Raw genomic sequence first — 20728 nt, 5'->3', positions numbered from 1 at the left:
TATCAGTTGGCTGCGGTATCGACGATGAGGGTCACGTGGTTGCTGCGCTTCTTCATGCGGTAGGCGCGGCCTTGCGGTGCGGGCAACATGCGGCGGAGGCCCTTGGCTTCGTCCACCTGGATGGTCTTCACCACCAGCTTGCTCTCATCGGCCTTCTTGCCTTCGTTCTTGGCCTCCCAGTTGGCGATGGCGCTCAACAGGAGCTTGCGCATCGGCAGGCTGGTGTGGCGGGTGCTGAACTGGAGGATGCCCAGGGCTTTCTCCACTTCGAGGCCACGGATCACATCGGCCACCTGGCGCATTTTACGCGGGCTGGTGGGCACGTTGCGCAGCGTGGCGATGGCCACCGTCTTCATGGCTTCCTTGCGCTTATCGGCGCTCAGTTTCTTGCGGGCTCCCATGGTTATGCGCCTTTGTTGTTACCGCTGTGGCCGCGGAAGGTGCGCGTGGGCGCGAACTCGCCCAGCTTGTGGCCCACCATGTTCTCCGTCACGTACACGGGGATGAACTTGTTGCCGTTGTGCACGGCGAACGTCATGCCCACGAACTCCGGAGCGATGGTGCTGGCGCGCGACCAGGTCTTGATCACGCTCTTCTTACCGCTGGCCGTGGCTTCCCCTACGCGCTTCGCGAGCTTGTAGTGGATGAACGGCGGTTTTTTGAGTGAACGGCTCATGTGCTATCAGATGGCGGCCGCTTTGCTCTTGCGGCGCGAGATGATGAACTTGCTGGAAGTGTTCTTCGGGTGGCGGGTCTTCTTGCCCTTCGCCAATAGGCCCTTGCGGCTGCGCGGGTGTCCGCCCGATGCACGGCCCTCGCCACCACCCATCGGGTGATCGACCGGGTTCATGGCAACGGCACGGGTGCGGGGACGGCGGCCCAGCCAGCGGCTGCGACCGGCCTTACCGCTCTTCTGCAGCATGTGCTCGGCGTTGCCCACGGTGCCCACGGTGGCGAGGCAGGCGCAGAGCACCATGCGCACTTCACCGCTCGGCATCTTCAGCGTGGCGTACTTGCCGTCGCGGGCGTTCAGCTGCGCGAAGGTGCCGGCACTGCGCACGAAGCTGCCGCCCTTGCCGGGTTGCAGTTCCACGTTGTGCACGATGGTACCCAAGGGCATCTCGCCCAGCGGCAGCGTGTTGCCCACTTCGGGCGGAACGCCGGTGCCGCTTACGAGCACCTGGCCCACCTTCACCCCGTTGGGCGCGAGGATGTAGCGCTTCTCACCGTCGGCGTACTGCAGCAGGGCGATGCGCGCGCTGCGGTTCGGATCGTACTCGATCGTCTTCACCGTGGCGTTGATGCCGTGCTTGTCGCGCTTGAAATCGATGATGCGATAACGCTGCTTGTGACCACCGCCGAGATAGCGCATGGTCATTTTGCCGGTGTTGTTACGGCCACCGCTCTTCACGCGGCCTTCGGTGAGGCTCGCTTCGGGCACACGCGTGGTGATGCCTTCGTGGTCGGTGATCACCCGGTGGCGTGTGCCGGGGGTGACGGGGTTCAGTTTCTTGATGCCCATGGCGCTCTGCTATCGCTGTCTTAGATGGCGCTGTACAGGTCGATGACCTCGCCCTTCTTCAGGGTGATCACCGCTTTCTTGTAGCTGCTGGTCCCACCTTGGAGGATGTTGGTCTTCGTGTAGCGGGTCTTGTTCTTGCCGCGCACGATCATGGTGCGCACGCCCGTTACCGAAACACCGTACTCCTTCTCCACGGCGTTCTTGATCTCGATCTTGTTGGCGGTGCGCGCCACAACGAAGCCGTAACGGCCCTCGTTCTCGGTCTGTTTGGTCACCTTTTCGGTGATCACCGGACGGATGAGGATGGTCTTGCTCATTTGCTCAGGGTGGCTTCGATCGGCGCGATCGCGTCCTTCACGATCAAGAGGCCGTTCGCGTTGAGGATGTCGTAGGTGCTCAGCTCGGTGGCCATCACCACGCGCGCACCTTGCAGGTTGCGGGCGCTCAGCAGCACGTTGTCGTTGCGCTCGGCCATCACCAGCAGGCTCTTGCGGTCCAGACCGAAGGCGCCCAGCATCTTGGCGTAGTCCTTCGTTTTGGGGGCCGTCAGCGCCAGTGCGTCGATCACCTTGATGGCGCCGTCCTTGGCCTTGTAGGTAAGGGCGCTGCGGCGGGCCAGGTCCTTCACCTGTTGGTTCACTTTGAAGGAGTAGTCGCGCGGGCGCGGACCGAAGGCGCGTGCACCGCCCTTGAAGTTCGGGGCCTTGATGGAGCCTTTGCGGCTGCCACCGGTGCCCTTCTGGCGGTGCAACTTCTTCGTGCTGCCGCTCACTTCGCCCTTCTCAAGCGCTTTGTGCGTGCCTTGGCGCTTGTTGGCCAGGTGCTGCTTCACGTCGAGGTAGATCGCGTGATCGTTGGGTTCGATCGCGAATACCGCGTCGCTCAGCTTGGCTTTCTTGCCAGTGGCTTTTCCGTCAGCGCTATGGATGTCGAGTTCCATTGTTGTCTTGTTGGGGCGGGACATGTCCCGCCCTTACCATATCTACTTCCAGATGATGACGTAGCTGCCTTTGGGGCCGGGAACGGCTCCGCGCAACAGCACGAGGTTCTTTTCTGCGTCCACCTTCACCACTTTCAGGTTCTCGGTGGTGATCTTCTTGCCACCGTCGCGGCCGGCCATGCGCATGCCCTTGAACACGCGTGCGGGATAGCTCGATCCGCCCAGCGAACCGGGGGCGCGCAAACGGTCGTGCTGACCGTGCGTTGCCTCGCCCACGCCGCTGAAGCCGTGGCGCTTCACCACGCCCTGGAAGCCCTTGCCCTTGTTCGTGCCGGTAACGGTAACGAAGCTGCCCTCTTCGAAGAGGCCAACGCCTACCGTATCGCCCAGCTTGAACTCTTCCTCGAATTCCTTGAACTCGTGGCTCTTCGCCTTGGGGGCCGTGCTGGCCTTCTTGTAGTGGCCGATGCTCGCCTTGGTGGCGTGCTTCTCCTTCTTGTCGCCGTAGCTGAGCTGGATGGCCGCGTAGCCGTCCTTCTCCGCCGTCTTGATGTGGCTGACCACATTGGGTGCTGCCTCGATCACGGTGCAGCCCACAAGGCTACCGTCCGTGTCGTACAGACTGGTCATCCCGATCTTCTTTCCAATGATCCCGCTCATGGCTTCGTAGTGCTATCGGTCAGACTTTGATCTCCACGTCCACGCCGCTGGGGAGCTCCAGTTTCATCAGCGCGTCGATGGTTTTGCTGCTGCTGCTGTAGATGTCCATGATGCGCTTGTAGGAGCACAACTGGAACTGTTCCCGCGCCTTCTTGTTCACGTGCGGGCTGCGCAGCACGGTGAAGATGCGCTTGTGCGTCGGCAGGGGGATGGGCCCGCTCACCACCGCACCGGTGCTCTTCACCGTCTTCACGATCTTCTCCGCGCTCTTGTCCACGAGGTTGTGGTCGTACGAGCGCAGCTTGATCCGGATCTTCTGGTTCATGGTTCTTGTTGGATCAGGCGGTCACTTTGCCACGCACTTTGGCGATCACGGCCTCCTGCACGTTGCCGGGGGCCTGGGTGTAGTGCGAGAATTCCATCGTGCTGCTTGCGCGGCCGCTCGAGAGCGTGCGCAGGCTGGTCACGTAGCCGAACATTTCGCTCAGGGGCACGGTGGCCTTGATGGCCTTCGCACCGGCACGGTCCTCCATGCCTTCGATCTGCCCGCGACGGCGGTTCAGGTCGCCCACGATGTCGCCCATGTTCTCCTCGGGGGTGATGACCTCGATCTTCATGATCGGTTCCATCAGCACCGGCTTGCACTTGGGCACCGCTTCGCGGAAGGCGCTCTTGGCGCAGATCTCGAAGCTCAACGCATCCGAGTCCACGTTGTGGAAGCTGCCGTCCGTCAGGGTCACTTTCAGGCGCTCCATGGGGAAGCCCGCCAGCGTACCGTTCTTGAGGCAGGCCTTGAAGCCCTTCTCGACGGCCGGGATGAATTCCTTGGGGATCGAACCGCCCTTGATCGAGTCCACGAACTCCAAGCCCTCCTTGGTCATGTCCGTCTGCGGCTCGATGGTGACGTGGATGTCAGCGAACTTACCGCGACCACCCGTCTGCTTCTTGTACACCTCGCGGTGGTTCACGGTGCCGGTGATGGACTCCTTGTATTTCACCTGGGGAGCGCCTTGGTTGCACTCCACCTTGAACTCGCGCTTCATGCGGTCCACCAGGATCTCCAAGTGGAGTTCGCCCATACCGCTGATCACCGTTTGACCGGTCTCATCGTCGGTGTGCACCTTGAAGGTCGGATCCTCTTCGGCAAGCTTGTACAGGGCAGCACCCATCTTGTCCAGATCGGCCTGCGTCTTGGGCTCCACCGCGATGCCGATCACCGGCTCGGGGAAGCTCATGCTCTCCAGGATGATCGGCTTGTCCTCCGCGCAGAGCGTGTCGCCCGTGCGGATGTCCTTGAAGCCCACTGCAGCACCGATGTCGCCGGCCTCGATGACCTCAACAGGGTTCTGCTTGTTGGCGTGCATCTGGAAGATGCGGCTGATGCGCTCCTTGTTGCCGGTGCGCATGTTCTTCACGTAGCTGCCGGCGGGCACGCTGCCGCTGTAGCAGCGGAAGAAGGCCAGACGGCCCACGAAGGGGTCCGTGGCGATCTTGAACGCGAGGCTCGCCATCGGCTCGGTCACGTTCGGCCTGCGCAGGATCTCCTCACCGCTGTCGGGGTCGGTACCGGTCACGGCGTCGATGTCCACCGGGCTCGGCAGGTAGGCCATCACGGCATCGAGCATCGTCTGCACGCCCTTGTTCTTGAAGGCGCTGCCGCACAGGATCGGCGTGATGCTCATGTTGATGGTGCTCTTGCGCACGGCATTCATGATCTCGGCCTCCGTGAGGCTGTCGGGATCAGCGAAATACTTCTCCATCAAGGTGTCGTCGCTCTCGGCCACGGCCTCGATCAGCTTGTCGCGCCACTCCTTCACCGTCTCCTTCAGGTCCTCAGGGATGGCCACTTCGTTCCAGGTCATGCCCTGGTCCGCCTCGTTCCACACCATGCCGCGGTTGTTGATCAGGTCAACAACGCCTTTGAAACCGGCCTCTGCGCCGATGGGCACTTGCAGGGGCACGGGCTTGGCGCCCAAACGCTCCTGGATCTGCTTCACCACGTTGAAGAAGTCCGCACCGCTGCGGTCCATCTTGTTCACGAAGCCCAAGCGGGGCACCTTGTATTTATTGGCCTGGCGCCACACCGTCTCGCTCTGAGGCTCAACACCGCCCACCGCGCAGAACAACGCAACGGCACCGTCCAGCACGCGCAGGCTGCGCTCCACCTCCACGGTGAAGTCAACGTGGCCCGGCGTATCGATCAGGTTGATCTTGTACAACTGGTCGCGGTACTTCCAGCTCGTCGTCGTGGCGGCGCTGGTGATGGTGATACCGCGCTCCTGCTCCTGCTCCATCCAGTCCATGGTGGCAGCACCGTCATGCACCTCACCGATCTTGTGCACAAGGCCGGTGTAGTACAGGATGCGCTCGGAAGTGGTGGTCTTCCCGGCATCGATGTGCGCCATGATGCCGATGTTGCGCGTGTATTTGAGGTCGCGTGCCATGTGGCTTTCGTTGGCTTAGAAGCGGAAGTGGCTGAAGGCCTTGTTCGCTTCGGCCATTTTGTGGACTTCTTCTTTCTTCTTGAAGGCTGCACCTTCCTCCTTGGCGGCAGCGAGGATCTCGCCGGCCAGCTTGGCGGTCATGCCGCGCTCGTTGCGACCGCGGCTGTAGCCGATCAGCCACTTCATGGCCAGGCTCTTCTTGCGGTCCTCGCGCACGGGCTGCGGGATCTGGAAGTTGGCACCGCCCACGCGACGGCTGCGCACTTCCACTTGCGGGGTCACGTTGCTGAGGGCCTTGCGGAAGGTCTCCAGACCGTCCTCGCCGCTCTTCTCGGCAACGATGTCGATGGCGCCGTAGAAGATGTCGAGCGCTTTGCTCTTCTTCCCGTCGTACATCATGTTGTTCACGAACTTGGTCACCATCACATCACCGAACTTGGGGTCGGGGAGCGTGGCGTGCTTGACTGCTTTCTTGCGCATGGCTCAGTGCTCTTATGCCTTCTTGGCCTTGGGCTTCTTCGTTCCGTACTTGCTGCGGCGCTGGTTGCGGCCTTCCACACCGGCGGTGTCCAGCACGCCGCGCACGATGTGGTACTTCACGCCGGGAAGGTCCTTCACCCTGCCGCCGCGCACCAGCACGATGCTGTGCTCCTGCAGGTTGTGGCCCTCGCCGCCGATGTAGGCGATCACCTCGTACTTGTTCGTCAGGCGCACCTTGGCCACCTTGCGAAGGGCCGAGTTCGGCTTCTTCGGGGTGGTGGTGTACACCTTGGTGCATACCCCACGGCGCTGCGGACAGCGGGTGAGGGCTACCGACTTGCTCGCGTAGGTCTGGCTTTCGCGGCCTTTGCGGATGAGCTGCTGGATGGTTGGCATCGCGCGGTTTTCTTCTGTCTTTCAGCCGGTTTCGCATGCGGCGCGAAAAACGGGCTGCAAATGTAGCCGAACCACCCTTTCAACGCATGCCTGTTCAATGAAAAATCTCACCACCCTCGTTCACCACCTCCCTGATCTGATCGGCCTTTCCCGCGGCCGACCCTCCGAAACCCTTGTCCATCAAGCACTCCAGCTATCCCCGTCCCAGGATCCCGCACCCTCGTTGATCTCCAGAACATCTCCATCTGCCCCACCCCTGTTCCCACCCCTCCGATCCATTCGATAGCATCATTTGATATCATATTGCCACCTTTGAAGCCCTTCTTTCGCGCCTAGCCATGAGCCTCAAGCCTCGCCCCACCGCGTTCCCACTTCTACATTCTTCATTCTACTTTTTTCATTCACTCCCACCCTACCAGCGCTCGCTGCTCATGGCTCACAGCTCGAAGCCATTTGCGCCTATGGCCTTGTGTCTTCAGTCTTCTTGAAGCTTGGGACTTGGAACTTGAGCCTTGACACTTGAACTCCATGCTCCCCTCCTCCTACGCCTTCTACACCATGCACAGCAGGATGCTCACCCTGCTCACGTCCATTTACCATCGCTTGGGCGAAGTGCACGCCCGCCACTTGGGGCGCCCGGCGGCCGACCTCGACCTGGCATACCGCATCCGCACCGTGCACGCCACGCTGGCTTTGGAAGGGAACCAGCTGGAGCCCCTGCCCGTGGCCGAACTCGTCGCGCACCCCACCCACACCGCCGGGCCCGAAGCCCTGGAAGCCGTGAACACCCAGCGCGCCCATGAGCTGCTGCCGGGGCTCGACCCCTTCATGGCCCACGACCTGCGCCACGCGCACGGGGTGCTCATGCACGGCCTGGCCCTCGATGCCGGCACCTACCGCACCGGGCCCATGGACGTCCTCTACGGCGAACCGCCTCCGCTGCGCGTGGCCCCGGCCGAGAACATGTCCGTGCTGGTGGAGGAGCTCCTGCACTTCGTGGAGAACGACGATGCGCCGCCCATCATCACCAGTTGTTTGCTGCACTTCGGCCTGGTGTACTTGCGGCCCTTCACTGCCGGCAACGGGCGCATGGCCCGACTCTGGCAGCGCCGCGTGCTCATGCGCCACTGGCCCGTCTTCGGCTTCCTGCCGGTGGAGGGCTTCATCCAGCGCACCCAGCCCGCCTACTACGCCGCGCTCGAGTACGCCGACCGCCAGGGCGACTGCGGCCTCTTCGTCACCTACCTCATGGAGCGCATCGATGAAGCATTGGCCGAACTCCTGTCCATGCCCGACCCCGTGCGCCGCGCGCCTGACCGCATCGCGCTCTTCCTGGCCCAAGCCTCTGACCGGCCCTTCCGCCGCAAGGATTACATGAACGCGTTCCCGCGGCTCAGCACGGCCAGTGCGAGCAGAGATCTGGCGGAGGCGGTTGCAACGGCGCGACTGGTGAGGATCGGGGAAGGCCGGGCTGCGGTGTACAGGCATCCGGCCAGTCACTGAAACAAACGACCGTTAGCACGCTAGATTTACGCGATCGATCCATTGCACCATGTCGGATGTTGAACTGAAAAAGCGCCTCATCAACCGCATTCAGCGCTCACGCGATAGTGCCTTGCTCCGCGAAGCCTACCGCTTGCTCGGCACCGACGCCGCAGACCTGGAACCGTATAAGTTGAGCAAGGAGCAGCAAGCTTCCATCAAGCGCGGCAAGAAAGACATCAAAGAGGGCCGTACGCTCTCGGCCGCGCAGGCCAACAAGGCCGTGGACGAATGGTTCGGCAAATAGTCTGGTCCGCGCAAGCCCACCGGCAGCGATTGGAGATCCTGGCTTATTGGGTCGAGCGCAATGGCTCAACGCTTTACAGCGAAAAACTCGACGGCATGTTCCGTTCCGCCCTCCGGCTCATCGCCTCCCAACCGAAGATCGGGCGACCGACAAGCGACCCTGACGTTCGAGTGAAGACCGTAGGAGACCATTTGATCTTCTACAGCGCCACGTCGAACGCCGTGCACGTCCTCACACTTTGGCACGTTCGGCGCAACCCGGCAGACAGGCCCTTCTGAATTTCGCGCAGACCAGTAGACTTCGCCTCGATGAAGCCCTGGCCGAACTCCTGTCCATGCCCGACCCCGTGCGCCGCGCACCCGACCGCATCGCGCTCTTCATGGCCCAAGCACCGGACCGTCCATTCCGCCGCAAGGATCACATGAACGCGTTCCCAAGGCTCAGCACGGCCAGTGCGAGCAGGGATCTGGCCGAGGCGGTGGCAAGGGCGCGACTGGTGAGGATCGGGGAAGGCAGGGCGGCGGTGTACAGGCATCCGACCAGTCACTGAAAACAAACGACCGCTAACGGTTTGCAGCTACCCGAAGGGCGGGACTTTTACCACAAAACCTGATTTGAAAAACTAATGTTTGATTAACCACAAAACTGTCTTTAGAACACGAAACCCCGCCTTTTGGGTAGGTGCTGTTATAGGGCGTTTTTTAGAAGTCTGCATCTGTTATTACTAAAATATAGTCGTGAGAAACAGTTTTTCTTTCGTCGTCCACACTAGATTGCCAATTCGACAAGAGTTTATAATCTTTCTGAAGTGTATCACTATTGGAATTAATAATTAGCAAATCATTTCCAAACATTGTCGTAGGTTCAAATAAGTCGGATTGAATACCTCGTTTTGACCAATTAGTGATTTTCATTTTTTCATTTTCAGATATAGTATAGTCTATATCCACCGAATGAATAATATCAGTTCCATCTATAGAAATCGAGGTTGAGGATTGGTTATCTATATAGTAATCAATAATAGTCTCTTTTTCGCAAGAGCTTAAAAATGCAGTTACTAGAAGAAGAAATATTAAATGTCTCAACGTTGTGTTCATATTTTCTTTTTTATTGTGTTAATCGAATTGACCTAAAAATTATTTTTCAATGTCTTTCCAAATTTAGAAAAAATAAGGTTTTGCATTATTGGATTGTATGAATATTTTTCCCTCCGAACTATCATTTTTGTCGTGCTTTTGTAGTCTTTTAAAATGCCCTATAACGTTTTGCAGCTACCCGAAGGTGGCGATTTCGAAGCACTTCACTGTCAACCAAGCACAAACTTTGATAAAAGCACAAAGCTTGATTTAACCACTGAACCGCCACTTTTGGGTAGGTGCTGTTACCTGCTGGGCTTCTCTTTGTTGTCATTGTCTTTTGGTTAGGTATTTATAGTTGTCACCTACTTTTAATAATACATACTTTTCCCAAAAATCTTTGTCGTCTAAATTTTTGTATGAAAAATTCCAAGTTGTCAAAGTATTGATTTGGTCCATAAAACTCGGTCCCAATTGCGAGTTCTTAAATTTTTTCGGGTCTAAGTAATTCCATTCATAAATGTCATAACTGTCTTTGTTTGGAATAAGAACAAAGTATCTTATAAACATTTCTCCATCTTTTTCTTTGACTTTAATAGGGGTCAGTATAATTGATTTGTCCGTAGGGTAGATTAACAAATAGTCCTTTGACATTTGTTTTAGAGAAACAATCTCGTAATTTCCTTCTATCTTGATTTTTTCAGAAAGTGGTCGTGTTATTTCTTCAATTATTTTTCGGTCAAAGTTTTCTGATTTCGCTGAAGCATCTTTTTTTAGTTGATTGGCGACAATTTCATAATGACCAATATAAGGACGGTCGTTTACTTCTTGAGTTTTCCATATAGTTTCACCGTATTTGTCCCAATCAGGTTCTTGTTTTAAGTCTTTGACTTTTTTGAATAGACTCGTTTCCCAAAAGTCAGGATTAAATTCAGTTGAGTTCTCTTTGAAAAAGTTCCATTTATTAAGGTTGTAAAAATATTTCTGTTTGCCTTCTTCAAGAGTTTTTGCTTCAAAGTAAGTAACATTTGATTTTTCGTAATACCACTTTTCATTATGTTTTACACCCTTAACAATGTAAGCATAAGTTTGTGGAATATCATCTAAGAAACCTTCATCTTTAATGTCTTTGCTTGATATGATATTTACATTTTTATCTCTCTTGTTGTCTTTCATAGCTTTGAAGTCCTGCGCAGAAACTTGTTCTATGAAAAAGGCAACAAACTTAGTTTGTGAAGGGTCTATCAAAATTTGATATTGGTCTTTTAACACAATATTGCTGTCAGGCTGAGTAATTATTGGTTTTAAAAACTCCTTGTTGTTAGTATTTGAATAATACTTTGAAACAAGCTCGTCAAAACGAAGTTGTGCAAGTTCTCGGTCTCTTTTTATTGTCGGACTGTTTGAAGCTACTTGATAAATTACATCTCCAAGTGCTTTTGATAAGGCGTTGCTAATTGTGCAGTCAATAGATTTGTCAGTACAAGCAAATTCAAAACCTGGGTTTGTCCAATCTCCTTCATATTCGGTATTTATTAGAAAGGTTTGAGAAGAATTGTCATATAGCTGAACGGTTATTTTCGCAAAACTAATCCCGTCTCTTTTATAAAGTTCTATTCGTGGAAAATTTAGAACATACTGAATTTTATCACTGTCTGCGATTTTCTTTAATTCTGTCGGACTGCCATTTGATTTGTTATTAGAAAGTAGAATGAGCAAATTTGGAAAACGTTCATAAAAACGATAAGCTAAATACTGCTGTGCAATAAAACTTGCTTGTTTTGAAAAGTCAAGTTTCTCTGAAAAGCTGATTTCAGAAAGCGTTATTCTTTGAATGTTGTCAGGCTGCTTTTTAAATTCTTCTGATTTTACAAAGTCGGTTTGTTCGGAATTCTTTGGTCTTTTTGAGAGTTCTTTGTTAGCTGATTTTATCTCCTTATCAAAAGTTTTTTCGTACTTGAACTCATTTGGTGTCAAAATTAAAATTTGAGGTTCAAATGTCTGTCCTAATGCAGTCAATGCAAAAGAGAAAGTCAATATTATTACAGTTAGTTTCTTCATTGTCGTGTCGTTTTTTAGCCTTGCAGGTAACTGAGGGTTAACGCATTGCGTCAATATCCGGGCTTGGGTGAGGAAGGGGGTTTCGTAAAGCCAGCCAACAACGGCTATAAAGCGAAACGCCCACACTCCAGGCCCCGCAAACGCTCGAACGTTGTCCATTGAACGCGCCCGAGTCTTGCCCGAGTAAGTCCCCGTCCCTACCGGGACGCTCTATGGCCTCTGGCCCGCCTCCTGTCCTGTGCATGGTCAATCCAAACGTATCCGAAATCCTCACACGAACAACAAGGCCCGGCTTTCACCGGGCCTTGCCGCCGCCAACAGGGCCACTTGTTGGCGTGTGCCCTGCGCAGCTGTCTTCTGCGCGGGCTTCCACATCACCGCCTTAAGGCGTAGGCGGCGGCGGTTCTTCGTCCTCTTCCTTCCCGCCCAGATCCACAATGATCCGGGCATCGAAGTACTGCTGCCAAAAGTCCGGCGCGCTGCTCTTGAACTCCACCATCAGCTTGTCCATCCGCTCGGTCAGGATCGCCGTGGCTTCCGTCACCAACTTGTCAATGGCCGTCGTGGCGCCTTTGCGCACGGTCACCGCCACACGCGGTGCGTCCACCACCGTCACGTAGGCGTTAATGGCCGTTTGTAGCGCGGTCATGTCGGCGGGCAGTATGCCGTACGGCGCCAGTTGCACCACCACCGCATTGGCCAGGTCGTGCACGTCCTGGCAGCGTTGGCCCACCACCGTATCGCGGCCCAGCAGCAGGTCGCTGCGGCTGTGGTCCATTTGGGCCTTCAGCACATCGTCGCCTTTGTCCACCGCCAAGGCGTAGGTGGCCTGCGCAACCTCAAGGGTCTTGTCCACCATCGCCTCCTTCTTGTGCCGCTTGTCCTCGGCGTAGCCCTTCAGCTCGCTTTCCTGCAGCTGCACAGCGTCCTCCAACAACAGGATCTTGTCCTTCAGTTCGCCCACGGCCGTGGCGTAGGGCACCAAAGGGGTCCACACGAGCGTGTGCTTGTCGCACACCCCCTCCACCGCATAGAACATGCTCATGCGGTTCTCAGCGGTCTTCTTCATGGTACTTGGTTTTACTGGGCGGTCCGGCCGCCCTTCGGTTCCCGGGCACAATGCCCGGGCTCGCACTCATCAACGTCCAAACCCACGCCCACCGTGCATTTCCGCCACCCGATCTCAGCAACGGTACCATTTAACAAAGCAGCGTCACCGGTACCCTGTATTACCCCGCTTGCCCTCGCGTGTTTGCCTCGGCAGGCAGTCGTGCGGGGATGTCCACGATCAGCGCGGCACGGCCCAGCCCGAAGGCCGTGCGTGGGCCTTGCGTGGGCTGGGCCAGTGCTTTGATCGTGGGCGCCTTTTGGCTCCACCTTTTGGCGAGCAAAAGGTGGAAACGACTTGGTGTTGGCAAACGCTCGCACACCGCTCCAAAAGCCTCTCTCCCTGACAAAACATCCACTCCCACCCTCCCAACAACCTCATCGCCCTTTCCAAGAAGCCCTCCGCCCTTGACAACAAGCTCTTCAAGCCTTCCAAGAAGATCTCCGCCCCTAAAAGGACAAGGTCAGCGCCGTGCGAGAAGCCCTCACTCCGCCCCAAGACACGCTCCACCTGACAATAGAGACCGTCAGGCACGTTCAATGGAACCACTCCGTCGCGAAAGACCTGGCGCTGTGGGAAGTTGAGCCTGTGCCGATAGCCAGCACAACCAATCGGCCGTTCCTACTGCGCGCACACCATCTTCCACACATAGTTCACCGTAACGATGGCCGCTACACCGATGAACATGTACTTCAACCAGGTGCCGCCCCGCTCGAACTTGAACACCAAGTGCAGGGCGAGGAAGCCCAGCATGACCATCATCGGGACCAACGCAGGGAACAAGTGGAAACTCTCGGAGAAGTTGCCCTCCAGCAGAGCGACCATTGATCGTTGCATGCCGCAACCCGGGCAATCAACGCCGAAGTATTGCTTGTAGAAGCACGGCAACAAGTGCTGCTCCAGCTCATCCATTGGACAGTGCGTCGAAAGCTTCGACCATCCATTCCAGAACTACTGCTGGTTCATGAGCTCCTGCAAAGGCAGGGTCATAAACGCAGCTCCGATGATGAAGACGTAGATGATAAGGAACACGACGTAGATCGACGAGAGGCAAATGCCGATGATCCCGCAGACACGTCCGGCGTTCAGGTTGTTGCGCGAGCCAGGGGTGTAAAAGCCCGGGTTCTGGGCATCGAGCTTCCTGCCTTTGTTCGCCAGCACCAAGGCCACGATCCCGAGCGTCAAGCCGATAACGCCATAGCACCAGCAGAACACAATGGACAAGATGCCCAGCACAAGAGCCGTGGTGGAATTGGGAATGGGCTCAGGGCCACCCAAGGGTGGAAGAGGCTGATCGATGCGGCCGGTATTGGATGTGTCCATGGAATGGGCGGGTATGACGTTCGTTCGTGCGGCAAGAAAAGGATTTTCCGAACTGCGGTCTGATGCGGGTTGCTTACCACTATGACAATGGACTGACAGTCGGCAGGCATAACAGTTGGACGCCGGGGTACTTTCGCCGGCCATGCGTGCGAAGTGGATGGTCATCGGAGCGGTGGTGGCGCTGTGCACTGCGTTCCTCGGCGCCGGTTACCGCGAGAACGACGCGGCCTACCCCACACTTTTCATTGAACGCGTTACCGCTGTGGATAAAGCGCTGGAGAAGGCGCTGCACACCGTGGATGCGCAAGATCCGGCCACGGAGAACGGGCGCGCCATCATCCTGGCTTCACTGCACGAAGCGCGTCTAGCCGTGAAGCGCGCCGATCTCTGGTTGCGCTACCTCGATCCGGTCGGGTACCGCTCGATCAATGGTCCATTACCGGTGGAGTGGGAGTCTGAAGCGTACGAGAAGAACGGACGCCCGCATAAGCGGACCGGTGCGGGCTTGATCCTGGCCGAGCTTCACATGACCGATGAAGAGCATCCGACCCGTGAAGCCCTTCGCTCGCTCCTGGCCCCTGCCCAAGAAGCTGTACAACGCTACAAGGGTCTGTCGGCCAAGCTGGCCCAGCCTGACCATTTCCTTTTCTGCGAACGACTGCAGATCCTCAACCTGGCCGCCATTTACACCACAGGCTTCGAGTGCCCGGACGCCGACCGGCTGGTGCCCGAGCTGGAAGCCTTGTTGAGCGCGGGACTGGAAGCGCATGCGGCCTTCAACGCCACCTACCCCAGCACGCCGATCACACCTGAACACCAACGCTTGTACTCGGCCGCATTGGAGTTCGTGCAAGCCGCGCCGAACGATGCTGACGCCTTTGACAGGTACACCTTCCTGCGCAACCATGTGGCACCGTTGTACCGCTCCGTGCAGGATATGATAGCTCGCTACGGCGTGCGCAGCAGCAGCACGGTGGACTATGCACTGAGCCCCACCGAGCGCGAGCTCTTCAGCAAAGGGCTCTACAGCGCACAGGATGGCAAGGGCGTGTTCGCGCAGGTGACGGATGCTGCAGACCTGAAGCGCTTAGAAGAGCTCGGACGCCAGCTCTACTTCGACCCGCTCCTTTCCGGGAACGGACAGCGCAGCTGTGCCTCGTGCCATTCCTCAGCGATGGCCTTCACCGACACCACGCGTGCTACGCCCATCGTGTTCGACCACCAAGGCACCCTGGACCGCAACGCGCCCACGCTCATCAACGCCGACCTGAACCACTTGCTGATGCACGATGGCAGGCACGCGCACTTGCGCGCACAAGCACATGCGGTGATCAGCGATGCGCGCGAAATGGGCGGCGAAATGACCGCCGTGATCGACCGCGTGCAGCGCAGCCCCGAGTACGTCAAGGGCTTCACACCGCTGCTCAAGTACACACCCAGGTTGACGGGGATCGGACCGCACCACGTACTCTCCGCCATCACCTACTTCTACACCCGGCAGAGCACCGGCTTATCGCCGTTCGACAGGGCCATGCAGGGCAAGGCGGCGGCACCGGCGGAAGTCGTGCACGGGTTCAACCTGTTCATGGGCAAGGCCGAGTGCGCCACCTGCCATTTCGTGCCGCACTTCAACGGGGTGAAACCGCCGTACGGCAGTAACGAGTTCGAAGTGATCGGCACGCCGGCCGATACGGCCTACACCGCGCTCAGCGAGGACCGCGGTCGTTTCGATGCGCTGCCGGAACCGGAAATGGACCATGCCTTCCGCACCGGTGGCCTGCGGAACATCGCACGCACGGCGCCCTACATGCACAACGGCGTGTTCCGCACGCTGCGGCAAACGATCGACCACTACAACAACGGTGGCGGTGCCGGGCGCGGGCTCGATGTGCCGAACCAGACGCTTTCCAGCGATAGTCTCCACCTGTCCGAAACGGAAAAGCGCGCGTTGGAAGCTTTCATGATCTCCTTGAACGAGGACCTGCCGGTCGTCACCGTTCCCGTGAAACTACCCGCATGCACCGCTGAGAGCATGGCACGCCGGAAGGTGGGCGGCGAGTACTGATCGCGCTCCTTCACGCCAGCGCCCACACCTTGCCGGGCAGGCTTTTCACCACGCCATTGAACTCCATGTTCAGCAGCAGCGCGGCCACCTTGCCTTGCGGCATGCGGCTGTGAAGGCAGAGCTCGTCGATCTCCGCTTTGCCGCTTTTCTTGAGCACTTCCACCAACTGCTGCTCCTCCGGGCTCAGGTCCACGAAGAGCGCGGATTGCTTGGGGGCCTTCTTCTTGCGTTCCTCCCACCCCATCGCCTTGATGATGTCTTCCGCCCCGGTGATCAGCGCTGCCTTATTCTGCTTGATGAGGGCGTTGCATCCGAGGCTGCGGGTGTCGGCAACACGCCCTGGAATGGCCATCACATCGCGGTCGTAGCTGTTGGCGATGTCGGCCGTGATGAGCGAACCGCCCTTGGGCCCGCTTTCCACCACAATGGTGCAATCGCCCAAGCCGGCGATGATGCGGTTGCGTGCGGGGAAATTGCCCGGAGCGAACGGTGACCCGCTCGGCAGTTCGCTGACCAGTGCGCCGTGCCGCATCATTTGACGTGCGGTGGCCGCATGTTCGCTGGGGTAGCATTTGTCCAGGCCGTGCGCAACGCTGGCCACCGTTGGCAGTTTGTGCCTCAACGCGGCACGGTGCGCGGTGATATCTATACCGTAAGCCAGTCCGCTGATGATGGTGGCACCAGTGGGCACCAGCTCTTCCACCAGCTGCTCGCAGGTGAGCTTGCCGTGCTCGGTGGGTTGGCGGGTGCCTACGATGCTCACGGTGCGTTGCGCATCCAGGTCCGTGTTGCCTTTGGCGAAGAGCAGCACGGGCGCGTCCTCGCAGTTGCGCAATCGTTTCGGGTAATCGTCATCGAGGTAGAAAAGCACACGCACATCATGCTTGCGCACATACTCCAGTTCACGTTCGGCCTGTTGAAGCACCGACCGGTCGAGGATGTTGCCGATGAGCTTTGCACCTATGCCCGGTACACTATCAAGCTTCCGCCTGATGTGTTTGTCGGTGAAGAGCACATCCACACCGCCGCAGTACGCCACCAAGTTGCGCGCGTTCACCGGGCCGATGCCTTTGAGCATGCTGAGCGCGATACGGTGCACCAGTGTGCGGTCGTCCATGGAACGGTGCATCCGACGGGATTACCGTCGAAGCCCCGGTGACAATATGCGAACGCGGCGGCGTTGTCCGGCCAACTTGGTCGCAACTGCGATAGGAATACATTCGCCCGACACCCACCCGTATGCGGATCTGCCTCTTCGCGCTTTGCGCTTTCCTTGTCACCACCTTGACCGCGCAGGACGCCGTGCTGGTGGGTTCCGTTACCGATGCCGAAACCAAGGAACCCTTATACGGCGCCGGTGTTTCATGGGCCGTTGGCCAAGGCACCAGTACCGACCTCGATGGCACGTTCCGCGTTGTAGCGCCGAAGGGAGCGCTGACCGTGACCTTCAGCATGATCGGTTACGAGCCTGTGCAACTGACCGTGACCACCGTGGCAGGACAGGACGTAACGCTGGATGCCGGGTTGAAGGCCACGGCCAAGCAGCTGGACCAGGTGGTGGTGAGCGCCGGGAAATTCAAGCAGCGCGTAGGTGAAGTGACACAAAGCCTGAGCGTGCTGCCCACCGAACTGGTGCGCAACAAGAACAACATGAAGGTGAGCGAGGCGCTGGACCAGGTGCCGGGCGTCATCATCATCGACGAGGACCCGCAGATCCGCAGTGGCAGCGGGTTCAGCTACGGTGCGGGCAGCCGTGTGATGCTGCTCGTGGACGATCTGCCGGTCCTCAGCGGCGACATCGGCCGCGCTCAGTGGGCCTTCCTGCCCACGGAGAACCTGGAACAGATCGAGGTGATGAAAGGCGCGAGCAGCGTGCTCTACGGAAGCGCGGCGCTCACCGGCGTCATCAACGTGCGCACGGCCTATCCGCGCTTGGAGCCACAGACGCGCGTGAACGTGTTCGCCGGCATGTACGATGGCCCCGGGCACGAGCCGGCGCGCTGGTGGGACAACAACTCTCCGTTGTTCAGCGGCGCCAACTTCTTCCATAGCCGTCAGTTCGGGCGGTTCGATCTGGTGCTCGGCGGCAACGCATGGTCCGATGCGGGATACGTGGGCCCAGAACCACTGCCGGCGGACAGCATCGGTGATCCGTTGCGGGTGGGTCCCGGCGGTTATGAGAACCGCGTCCGCTTCAATGTGGCGACGCGTTACCGGAGCAAGAAGATCAAGGGCCTCAACTACGGCATCAACGCCAACGCCATGAAAAGCCGTAGCACCAGCGTGTTCATCTGGGACAACGGCAGCGATAACATCCTTCGCCCGGAGCCCGGCACGGTTACCCGCACCGTGGGCACGCAGGTGTACGTTGACCCGTACGTGAACTACTTCGGCGCGCGCGGCACCAAGCACAGCCTGCGCGGCCGCTGGTACCGGCAGATCTTCGACAACGACAACGGCCAGAGCAACGCCAGCGACTTCCTCTACGGCGAGTACCAGATACAGCAGAAGGTGGACCTGCTCGGCGAAATGAACGTGACGGCCGGCTTCAGCGGGCAGAGCACCATCAGCAACAGCGAGCTCTACAGCGGCAACGTGGAGGGCAACAGCACCAACACCGCAGTGAACGCCAGCGGTTATCTGCAACTGGACAAGAAGTTCTTCGACCGCTGGATGCTGAGCGGCGGCATGCGCTACGAGCACTTCAAGGTGAATGATGACACGCAGGAGCAACCCGTTTTCCGCGCAGGCACAACCTTTCGGTTCCATAAGGCCACCTACCTGCGCGCCAGCTACGGCCAGGGCTACCGCTTCCCCACCATCGGCGAGCGGTTCATCACCACCAGCGTGGGGCAGTTGAACATCTATCCGAATCCCGGTCTTCAGCCCGAAGAGAGCTGGAACCTGGAAGGCGGCCTGAAGCAAGGCTTCAAGATCGGCAACTTCAGCGGCTACTTCGATGCTGTCGTCTTCCAGCAGGAATACGCAAACTACATCGAGTTCACCTTCGGGCAGTGGGGCGCCGTCACCATCGACAACTTCCTCGGCCTGGGCTTCCGCAGCACCAACACCGGCAACGCACGCGTGACAGGTCTGGAACTGGAGCTTGCGGCAAAAGGGAAGATCGGCATGGTGGAGGTGAGCACCCTGATCGGCTATACCAAGACCAAACCCGTCAGCACCACTCCCGACTTCGTTTACGCCGAAGCCACCCAACAAGGCGCCAGCTTCCCGGCAAGCACGTACAACAACACGAGCTACACCAATGTGGACAACGTGCTGAAGTTCCGCGTGGAGGAAATGTTCCGCAGCGATGTGCAGATGAACTACAAGCGCTTCGGCTTCGGGTTCAGCGTGCGTTACAACAGCCATGTGCGCAACATCGACGTCATCTTCGTGAACCTCGACCGGTCAGGCCAGTTGGCAACGGGCGTGGATCAGTGGATGACGGACCACAACAGCGGCGATTGGATCCTCGACGCGCGCGTGCAATGGAAACTGAGCGAGCAGGTGCAGGCCTCGTTCATCGTGAACAACATCAGCAACGAGGTGTACGCCATACGCCCGTTGAGCGTTGAAGCGCCGCGATCGTTCCAGGTGATGATGACCTACGCGCTCTGATCGCCGATGGATCTGCTCGGCATCATTCCCGCCCGATACGGCAGCAGCCGCTTGCCCGGCAAACCACTGGTGGACATCGGTGGCAAGAGCATGGTGCAGCGGGTGTGGGAACAGGCACAGGCATCAAATGCGCTTTCGCGCGTGGTGGTGGCCACGGATGATGAGCGCATTATGGACCATGTGCGCGTGTTCGGTGGGGAGGCCGTGATGACACGCACCGACCATCCGAGCGGAACGGATCGCTGCCACGAAGCCCTGCTCTTGGCCGGTGGCCGCTTTGATGGCGTGGTGAACATCCAGGGCGATGAACCGTTCGTGGCCCCTGAACAGATCGGTGAAGTGGCTGCCGTGCTGAACGGCACCGCTGTGGACATCGCCACGTTGGTGCAAGTGATCAGCGACGACCGCGAGATCGACGATCCCGGTGAAGCCAAGGTGGTCGTGGATCATGCGATGAACGCCGTACTGTTCTCCCGGGCGCCCATCCCCTACCTGCGCAACCCGGACCATCGTCCCCGCCACCAGCAGTTCAGATACTTGAAGCACGTGGGTCTTTATGCCTACCGGACGGAAGCTCTGGCGCGGGTTGTCCAGTTGGAACCCTCGCCACTGGAACGGGCCGAGTCCTTGGAACAACTGCGATGGCTGGAGGCTGGGCTCCGCATCCGGGTGGGGCTTACGGAGCATCCGTCCTTCTGCGTGGACACCCCGGCCGACCTGGAAGAGGCACGGCGGCGGGTTCTGTCATGGTGAGCCCGTCGAACCATGACCGGCGGAACCAGATGCCCGAACAATGCCCTCCACCCGTTTCCACAACTACTTCGTTTACATCCTCCGATGCGCGGACGGCAGTTACTACACTGGTGTGACAAATGATCTGGAACGGCGCATGTTGGAACATTTTGAAGGCGTTGACCGCGGCTGTTTCACGTTTTCCCGAAGGCCCGTAGAGCTTGCCCATTACGAATGGTTCAACCGGGTCGAACAAGCGCTGGCCCGCGAGAAGCAGCTGAAAGGATGGTCCCGGAGGAAGAAAGAGGCATTGATAGCCGGTGACCTGAGATCTCTTTCCCTCAACTCCTTGGCTTACAGCAGACGGGTCTTCCCACCGCTTCATAAAGGTGACATCTAGTCCTGCTTTGACAGAATAGCCCGCCTTGGGCTCAATAAGACTTGGAGTCGCCCTTCGACGGGCTCAGGGTGACAGATCGGTTTACGCAATGCCAGACCAGTCTCCATCCAA

General features: G+C 58.1%; 24 protein-coding genes. 8 read left to right on the top strand and 16 right to left on the bottom strand.

What is annotated here, in order from left to right:
• Nucleotides 1-2: 2 nt before the first annotated feature.
• Genes rplV through IPJ76_10880 form a run of 10 tightly spaced genes read right to left on the bottom strand, consistent with a single transcriptional unit; the run spans nt 3 to nt 6442 of the window.
• The gene (gene rplV / locus IPJ76_10925) at nt 3-401 is read right to left on the bottom strand and encodes a 50S ribosomal protein L22 (GenBank protein QQR85129.1); all 399 of its coding nucleotides are present in this window, start codon (nt 399-401) and stop codon (nt 3-5) included.
• A 2-nt stretch (nt 402-403) separates the two neighbouring features.
• The gene (gene rpsS / locus IPJ76_10920) at nt 404-676 is read right to left on the bottom strand and encodes a 30S ribosomal protein S19 (GenBank protein QQR85128.1); all 273 of its coding nucleotides are present in this window, start codon (nt 674-676) and stop codon (nt 404-406) included.
• 6 nt (nt 677-682) lie between these two features.
• Nucleotides 683-1522, bottom strand: a complete 840-nt coding sequence (gene rplB, locus IPJ76_10915; GenBank protein QQR85127.1) for a 50S ribosomal protein L2 — start codon at nt 1520-1522, stop codon at nt 683-685.
• Nucleotides 1523-1542: 20 nt separating this feature from the next.
• Nucleotides 1543-1839 carry a 50S ribosomal protein L23 gene (gene rplW, locus IPJ76_10910; GenBank protein QQR85126.1) on the bottom strand — a complete coding sequence of 99 codons (297 nt, stop codon included), beginning with the start codon at nt 1837-1839 and terminating at the stop codon, nt 1543-1545.
• Nucleotides 1836-2462, bottom strand: coding sequence for a 50S ribosomal protein L4 (rplD, locus tag IPJ76_10905; protein QQR88445.1), 627 nt, complete (start codon nt 2460-2462; stop codon nt 1836-1838). Before rplD ends, rplW begins: the two co-directional genes overlap by 4 nt.
• 42 nt (nt 2463-2504) lie before the next feature.
• The gene (gene rplC / locus IPJ76_10900) at nt 2505-3122 is read right to left on the bottom strand and encodes a 50S ribosomal protein L3 (GenBank protein ID QQR85125.1); all 618 of its coding nucleotides are present in this window, start codon (nt 3120-3122) and stop codon (nt 2505-2507) included.
• A gap of 19 nt (nt 3123-3141) precedes the next feature.
• Nucleotides 3142-3447 carry a 30S ribosomal protein S10 gene (gene rpsJ / locus IPJ76_10895; protein ID QQR85124.1) on the bottom strand — a complete coding sequence of 102 codons (306 nt, stop codon included), beginning with the start codon at nt 3445-3447 and terminating at the stop codon, nt 3142-3144.
• Between the two features lie 13 nt (nt 3448-3460).
• Entirely contained in the window at nt 3461-5566 is a 2106-nt protein-coding gene (gene fusA, locus IPJ76_10890; protein ID QQR85123.1) for an elongation factor G, read from the bottom strand.
• A gap of 15 nt (nt 5567-5581) precedes the next feature.
• Nucleotides 5582-6046 (bottom strand): 30S ribosomal protein S7, encoded by a 465-nt coding sequence (rpsG, locus tag IPJ76_10885; protein ID QQR85122.1) that lies wholly within the window; start codon nt 6044-6046, stop codon nt 5582-5584.
• 12 nt (nt 6047-6058) lie between these two features.
• Nucleotides 6059-6442: a 30S ribosomal protein S12 gene (locus tag IPJ76_10880; protein QQR85121.1), complete on the bottom strand. Its 384-nt coding sequence runs from the start codon at nt 6440-6442 to the stop codon at nt 6059-6061.
• Between the two features lie 528 nt (nt 6443-6970).
• On the opposite strand from IPJ76_10880, the gene IPJ76_10875 reads away from it, so the two are divergent.
• From IPJ76_10875 to IPJ76_10860, 4 genes are read left to right on the top strand one after another with little or no spacing between them, the layout of a single operon-like run.
• On the top strand, nt 6971-7945 hold the full coding sequence (locus IPJ76_10875; protein ID QQR85120.1) for a Fic family protein: 975 nt from the start codon (nt 6971-6973) through the stop codon (nt 7943-7945).
• Nucleotides 7946-7994: 49 nt separating this feature from the next.
• The gene (locus IPJ76_10870; GenBank protein ID QQR85119.1) at nt 7995-8231 is read left to right on the top strand and encodes a hypothetical protein; all 237 of its coding nucleotides are present in this window, start codon (nt 7995-7997) and stop codon (nt 8229-8231) included.
• A gap of 29 nt (nt 8232-8260) precedes the next feature.
• Nucleotides 8261-8509: a type II toxin-antitoxin system RelE/ParE family toxin gene (locus IPJ76_10865; protein QQR85118.1), complete on the top strand. Its 249-nt coding sequence runs from the start codon at nt 8261-8263 to the stop codon at nt 8507-8509.
• A gap of 56 nt (nt 8510-8565) precedes the next feature.
• A complete protein-coding gene (locus IPJ76_10860) occupies nt 8566-8781 on the top strand; it encodes a hypothetical protein (protein QQR85117.1) in 216 nt (71 codons plus the stop codon).
• Nucleotides 8782-8932: 151 nt separating this feature from the next.
• Here IPJ76_10860 and IPJ76_10855 read toward each other — a convergent pair whose 3' ends face one another.
• The 5 genes from IPJ76_10855 to IPJ76_10835 all read right to left on the bottom strand — a co-directional run bounded on the left by IPJ76_10855 (nt 8933) and on the right by IPJ76_10835 (nt 13754).
• Nucleotides 8933-9328, bottom strand: a complete 396-nt coding sequence (locus IPJ76_10855) for a hypothetical protein (protein ID QQR85116.1) — start codon at nt 9326-9328, stop codon at nt 8933-8935.
• Between the two features lie 309 nt (nt 9329-9637).
• Nucleotides 9638-11527 carry a hypothetical protein gene (locus tag IPJ76_10850; protein ID QQR85115.1) on the bottom strand — a complete coding sequence of 630 codons (1890 nt, stop codon included), beginning with the start codon at nt 11525-11527 and terminating at the stop codon, nt 9638-9640.
• Nucleotides 11528-11750: 223 nt separating this feature from the next.
• A complete protein-coding gene (locus IPJ76_10845) occupies nt 11751-12437 on the bottom strand; it encodes a hypothetical protein (protein QQR85114.1) in 687 nt (228 codons plus the stop codon).
• A 660-nt stretch (nt 12438-13097) separates the two neighbouring features.
• Nucleotides 13098-13379 (bottom strand): DUF2752 domain-containing protein, encoded by a 282-nt coding sequence (locus tag IPJ76_10840; protein ID QQR88444.1) that lies wholly within the window; start codon nt 13377-13379, stop codon nt 13098-13100.
• A 48-nt stretch (nt 13380-13427) separates the two neighbouring features.
• Nucleotides 13428-13754, bottom strand: a complete 327-nt coding sequence (locus IPJ76_10835; GenBank protein ID QQR88443.1) for a hypothetical protein — start codon at nt 13752-13754, stop codon at nt 13428-13430.
• A 187-nt stretch (nt 13755-13941) separates the two neighbouring features.
• Between IPJ76_10835 and IPJ76_10830 the strand changes: the two genes are divergently transcribed.
• Nucleotides 13942-15864 (top strand): cytochrome C peroxidase, encoded by a 1923-nt coding sequence (locus tag IPJ76_10830; protein ID QQR85113.1) that lies wholly within the window; start codon nt 13942-13944, stop codon nt 15862-15864.
• A 10-nt stretch (nt 15865-15874) separates the two neighbouring features.
• Here the strand turns inward: IPJ76_10830 and dprA are convergent, their stop codons facing one another.
• The gene (gene dprA, locus IPJ76_10825) at nt 15875-16981 is read right to left on the bottom strand and encodes a DNA-protecting protein DprA (protein ID QQR85112.1); all 1107 of its coding nucleotides are present in this window, start codon (nt 16979-16981) and stop codon (nt 15875-15877) included.
• Between the two features lie 122 nt (nt 16982-17103).
• Between dprA and IPJ76_10820 the strand changes: the two genes are divergently transcribed.
• The 3 genes from IPJ76_10820 to IPJ76_10810 are packed head-to-tail and all read left to right on the top strand — an operon-like array spanning nt 17104 to nt 20617.
• Entirely contained in the window at nt 17104-19485 is a 2382-nt protein-coding gene (locus IPJ76_10820; GenBank protein ID QQR85111.1) for a TonB-dependent receptor, read from the top strand.
• A 6-nt stretch (nt 19486-19491) separates the two neighbouring features.
• The gene (gene kdsB, locus IPJ76_10815; protein QQR85110.1) at nt 19492-20238 is read left to right on the top strand and encodes a 3-deoxy-manno-octulosonate cytidylyltransferase; all 747 of its coding nucleotides are present in this window, start codon (nt 19492-19494) and stop codon (nt 20236-20238) included.
• 40 nt (nt 20239-20278) lie between these two features.
• Nucleotides 20279-20617: a GIY-YIG nuclease family protein gene (locus tag IPJ76_10810; GenBank protein QQR85109.1), complete on the top strand. Its 339-nt coding sequence runs from the start codon at nt 20279-20281 to the stop codon at nt 20615-20617.
• The last annotated feature ends 111 nt before the right edge of the window (nt 20618-20728 follow it).

The sequence above is a fragment of the Flavobacteriales bacterium genome (assembly GCA_016699575.1).
GTDB lineage: Bacteria > Bacteroidota > Bacteroidia > Flavobacteriales_F > PHOS-HE28 > PHOS-HE28.
Note: the sequence above shows the minus strand (reverse complement) of the source record. Positions and strands in the feature narration are given on the sequence as shown.

What these genes read in the sequence shown, in the direction of transcription:
- rplV (QQR85129.1), bottom strand. Translation starts at nt 401, where the DNA reads ATGGGAGCCCGCAAGAAACTGAGCGCCGATAAGCGCAAGGAAGCCATG.
- rpsS (QQR85128.1), bottom strand. Translation starts at nt 676, where the DNA reads ATGAGCCGTTCACTCAAAAAACCGCCGTTCATCCACTACAAGCTCGCG.
- rplB (QQR85127.1), bottom strand. Translation starts at nt 1,522, where the DNA reads ATGGGCATCAAGAAACTGAACCCCGTCACCCCCGGCACACGCCACCGG.
- rplW (QQR85126.1), bottom strand. Translation starts at nt 1,839, where the DNA reads ATGAGCAAGACCATCCTCATCCGTCCGGTGATCACCGAAAAGGTGACC.
- rplD (QQR88445.1), bottom strand. Translation starts at nt 2,462, where the DNA reads ATGGAACTCGACATCCATAGCGCTGACGGAAAAGCCACTGGCAAGAAA.
- rplC (QQR85125.1), bottom strand. Translation starts at nt 3,122, where the DNA reads ATGAGCGGGATCATTGGAAAGAAGATCGGGATGACCAGTCTGTACGAC.
- rpsJ (QQR85124.1), bottom strand. Translation starts at nt 3,447, where the DNA reads ATGAACCAGAAGATCCGGATCAAGCTGCGCTCGTACGACCACAACCTC.
- fusA (QQR85123.1), bottom strand. Translation starts at nt 5,566, where the DNA reads ATGGCACGCGACCTCAAATACACGCGCAACATCGGCATCATGGCGCAC.
- rpsG (QQR85122.1), bottom strand. Translation starts at nt 6,046, where the DNA reads ATGCGCAAGAAAGCAGTCAAGCACGCCACGCTCCCCGACCCCAAGTTC.
- IPJ76_10880 (QQR85121.1), bottom strand. Translation starts at nt 6,442, where the DNA reads ATGCCAACCATCCAGCAGCTCATCCGCAAAGGCCGCGAAAGCCAGACC.
- IPJ76_10875 (QQR85120.1), top strand. Translation starts at nt 6,971, where the DNA reads ATGCTCCCCTCCTCCTACGCCTTCTACACCATGCACAGCAGGATGCTC.
- IPJ76_10870 (QQR85119.1), top strand. Translation starts at nt 7,995, where the DNA reads ATGTCGGATGTTGAACTGAAAAAGCGCCTCATCAACCGCATTCAGCGC.
- IPJ76_10860 (QQR85117.1), top strand. Translation starts at nt 8,566, where the DNA reads ATGCCCGACCCCGTGCGCCGCGCACCCGACCGCATCGCGCTCTTCATG.
- IPJ76_10855 (QQR85116.1), bottom strand. Translation starts at nt 9,328, where the DNA reads ATGAACACAACGTTGAGACATTTAATATTTCTTCTTCTAGTAACTGCA.
- IPJ76_10850 (QQR85115.1), bottom strand. Translation starts at nt 11,527, where the DNA reads ATGGACAACGTTCGAGCGTTTGCGGGGCCTGGAGTGTGGGCGTTTCGC.
- IPJ76_10845 (QQR85114.1), bottom strand. Translation starts at nt 12,437, where the DNA reads ATGAAGAAGACCGCTGAGAACCGCATGAGCATGTTCTATGCGGTGGAG.
- IPJ76_10830 (QQR85113.1), top strand. Translation starts at nt 13,942, where the DNA reads ATGCGTGCGAAGTGGATGGTCATCGGAGCGGTGGTGGCGCTGTGCACT.
- dprA (QQR85112.1), bottom strand. Translation starts at nt 16,981, where the DNA reads ATGGACGACCGCACACTGGTGCACCGTATCGCGCTCAGCATGCTCAAA.
- IPJ76_10820 (QQR85111.1), top strand. Translation starts at nt 17,104, where the DNA reads ATGCGGATCTGCCTCTTCGCGCTTTGCGCTTTCCTTGTCACCACCTTG.
- kdsB (QQR85110.1), top strand. Translation starts at nt 19,492, where the DNA reads ATGGATCTGCTCGGCATCATTCCCGCCCGATACGGCAGCAGCCGCTTG.
- IPJ76_10810 (QQR85109.1), top strand. Translation starts at nt 20,279, where the DNA reads ATGCCCTCCACCCGTTTCCACAACTACTTCGTTTACATCCTCCGATGC.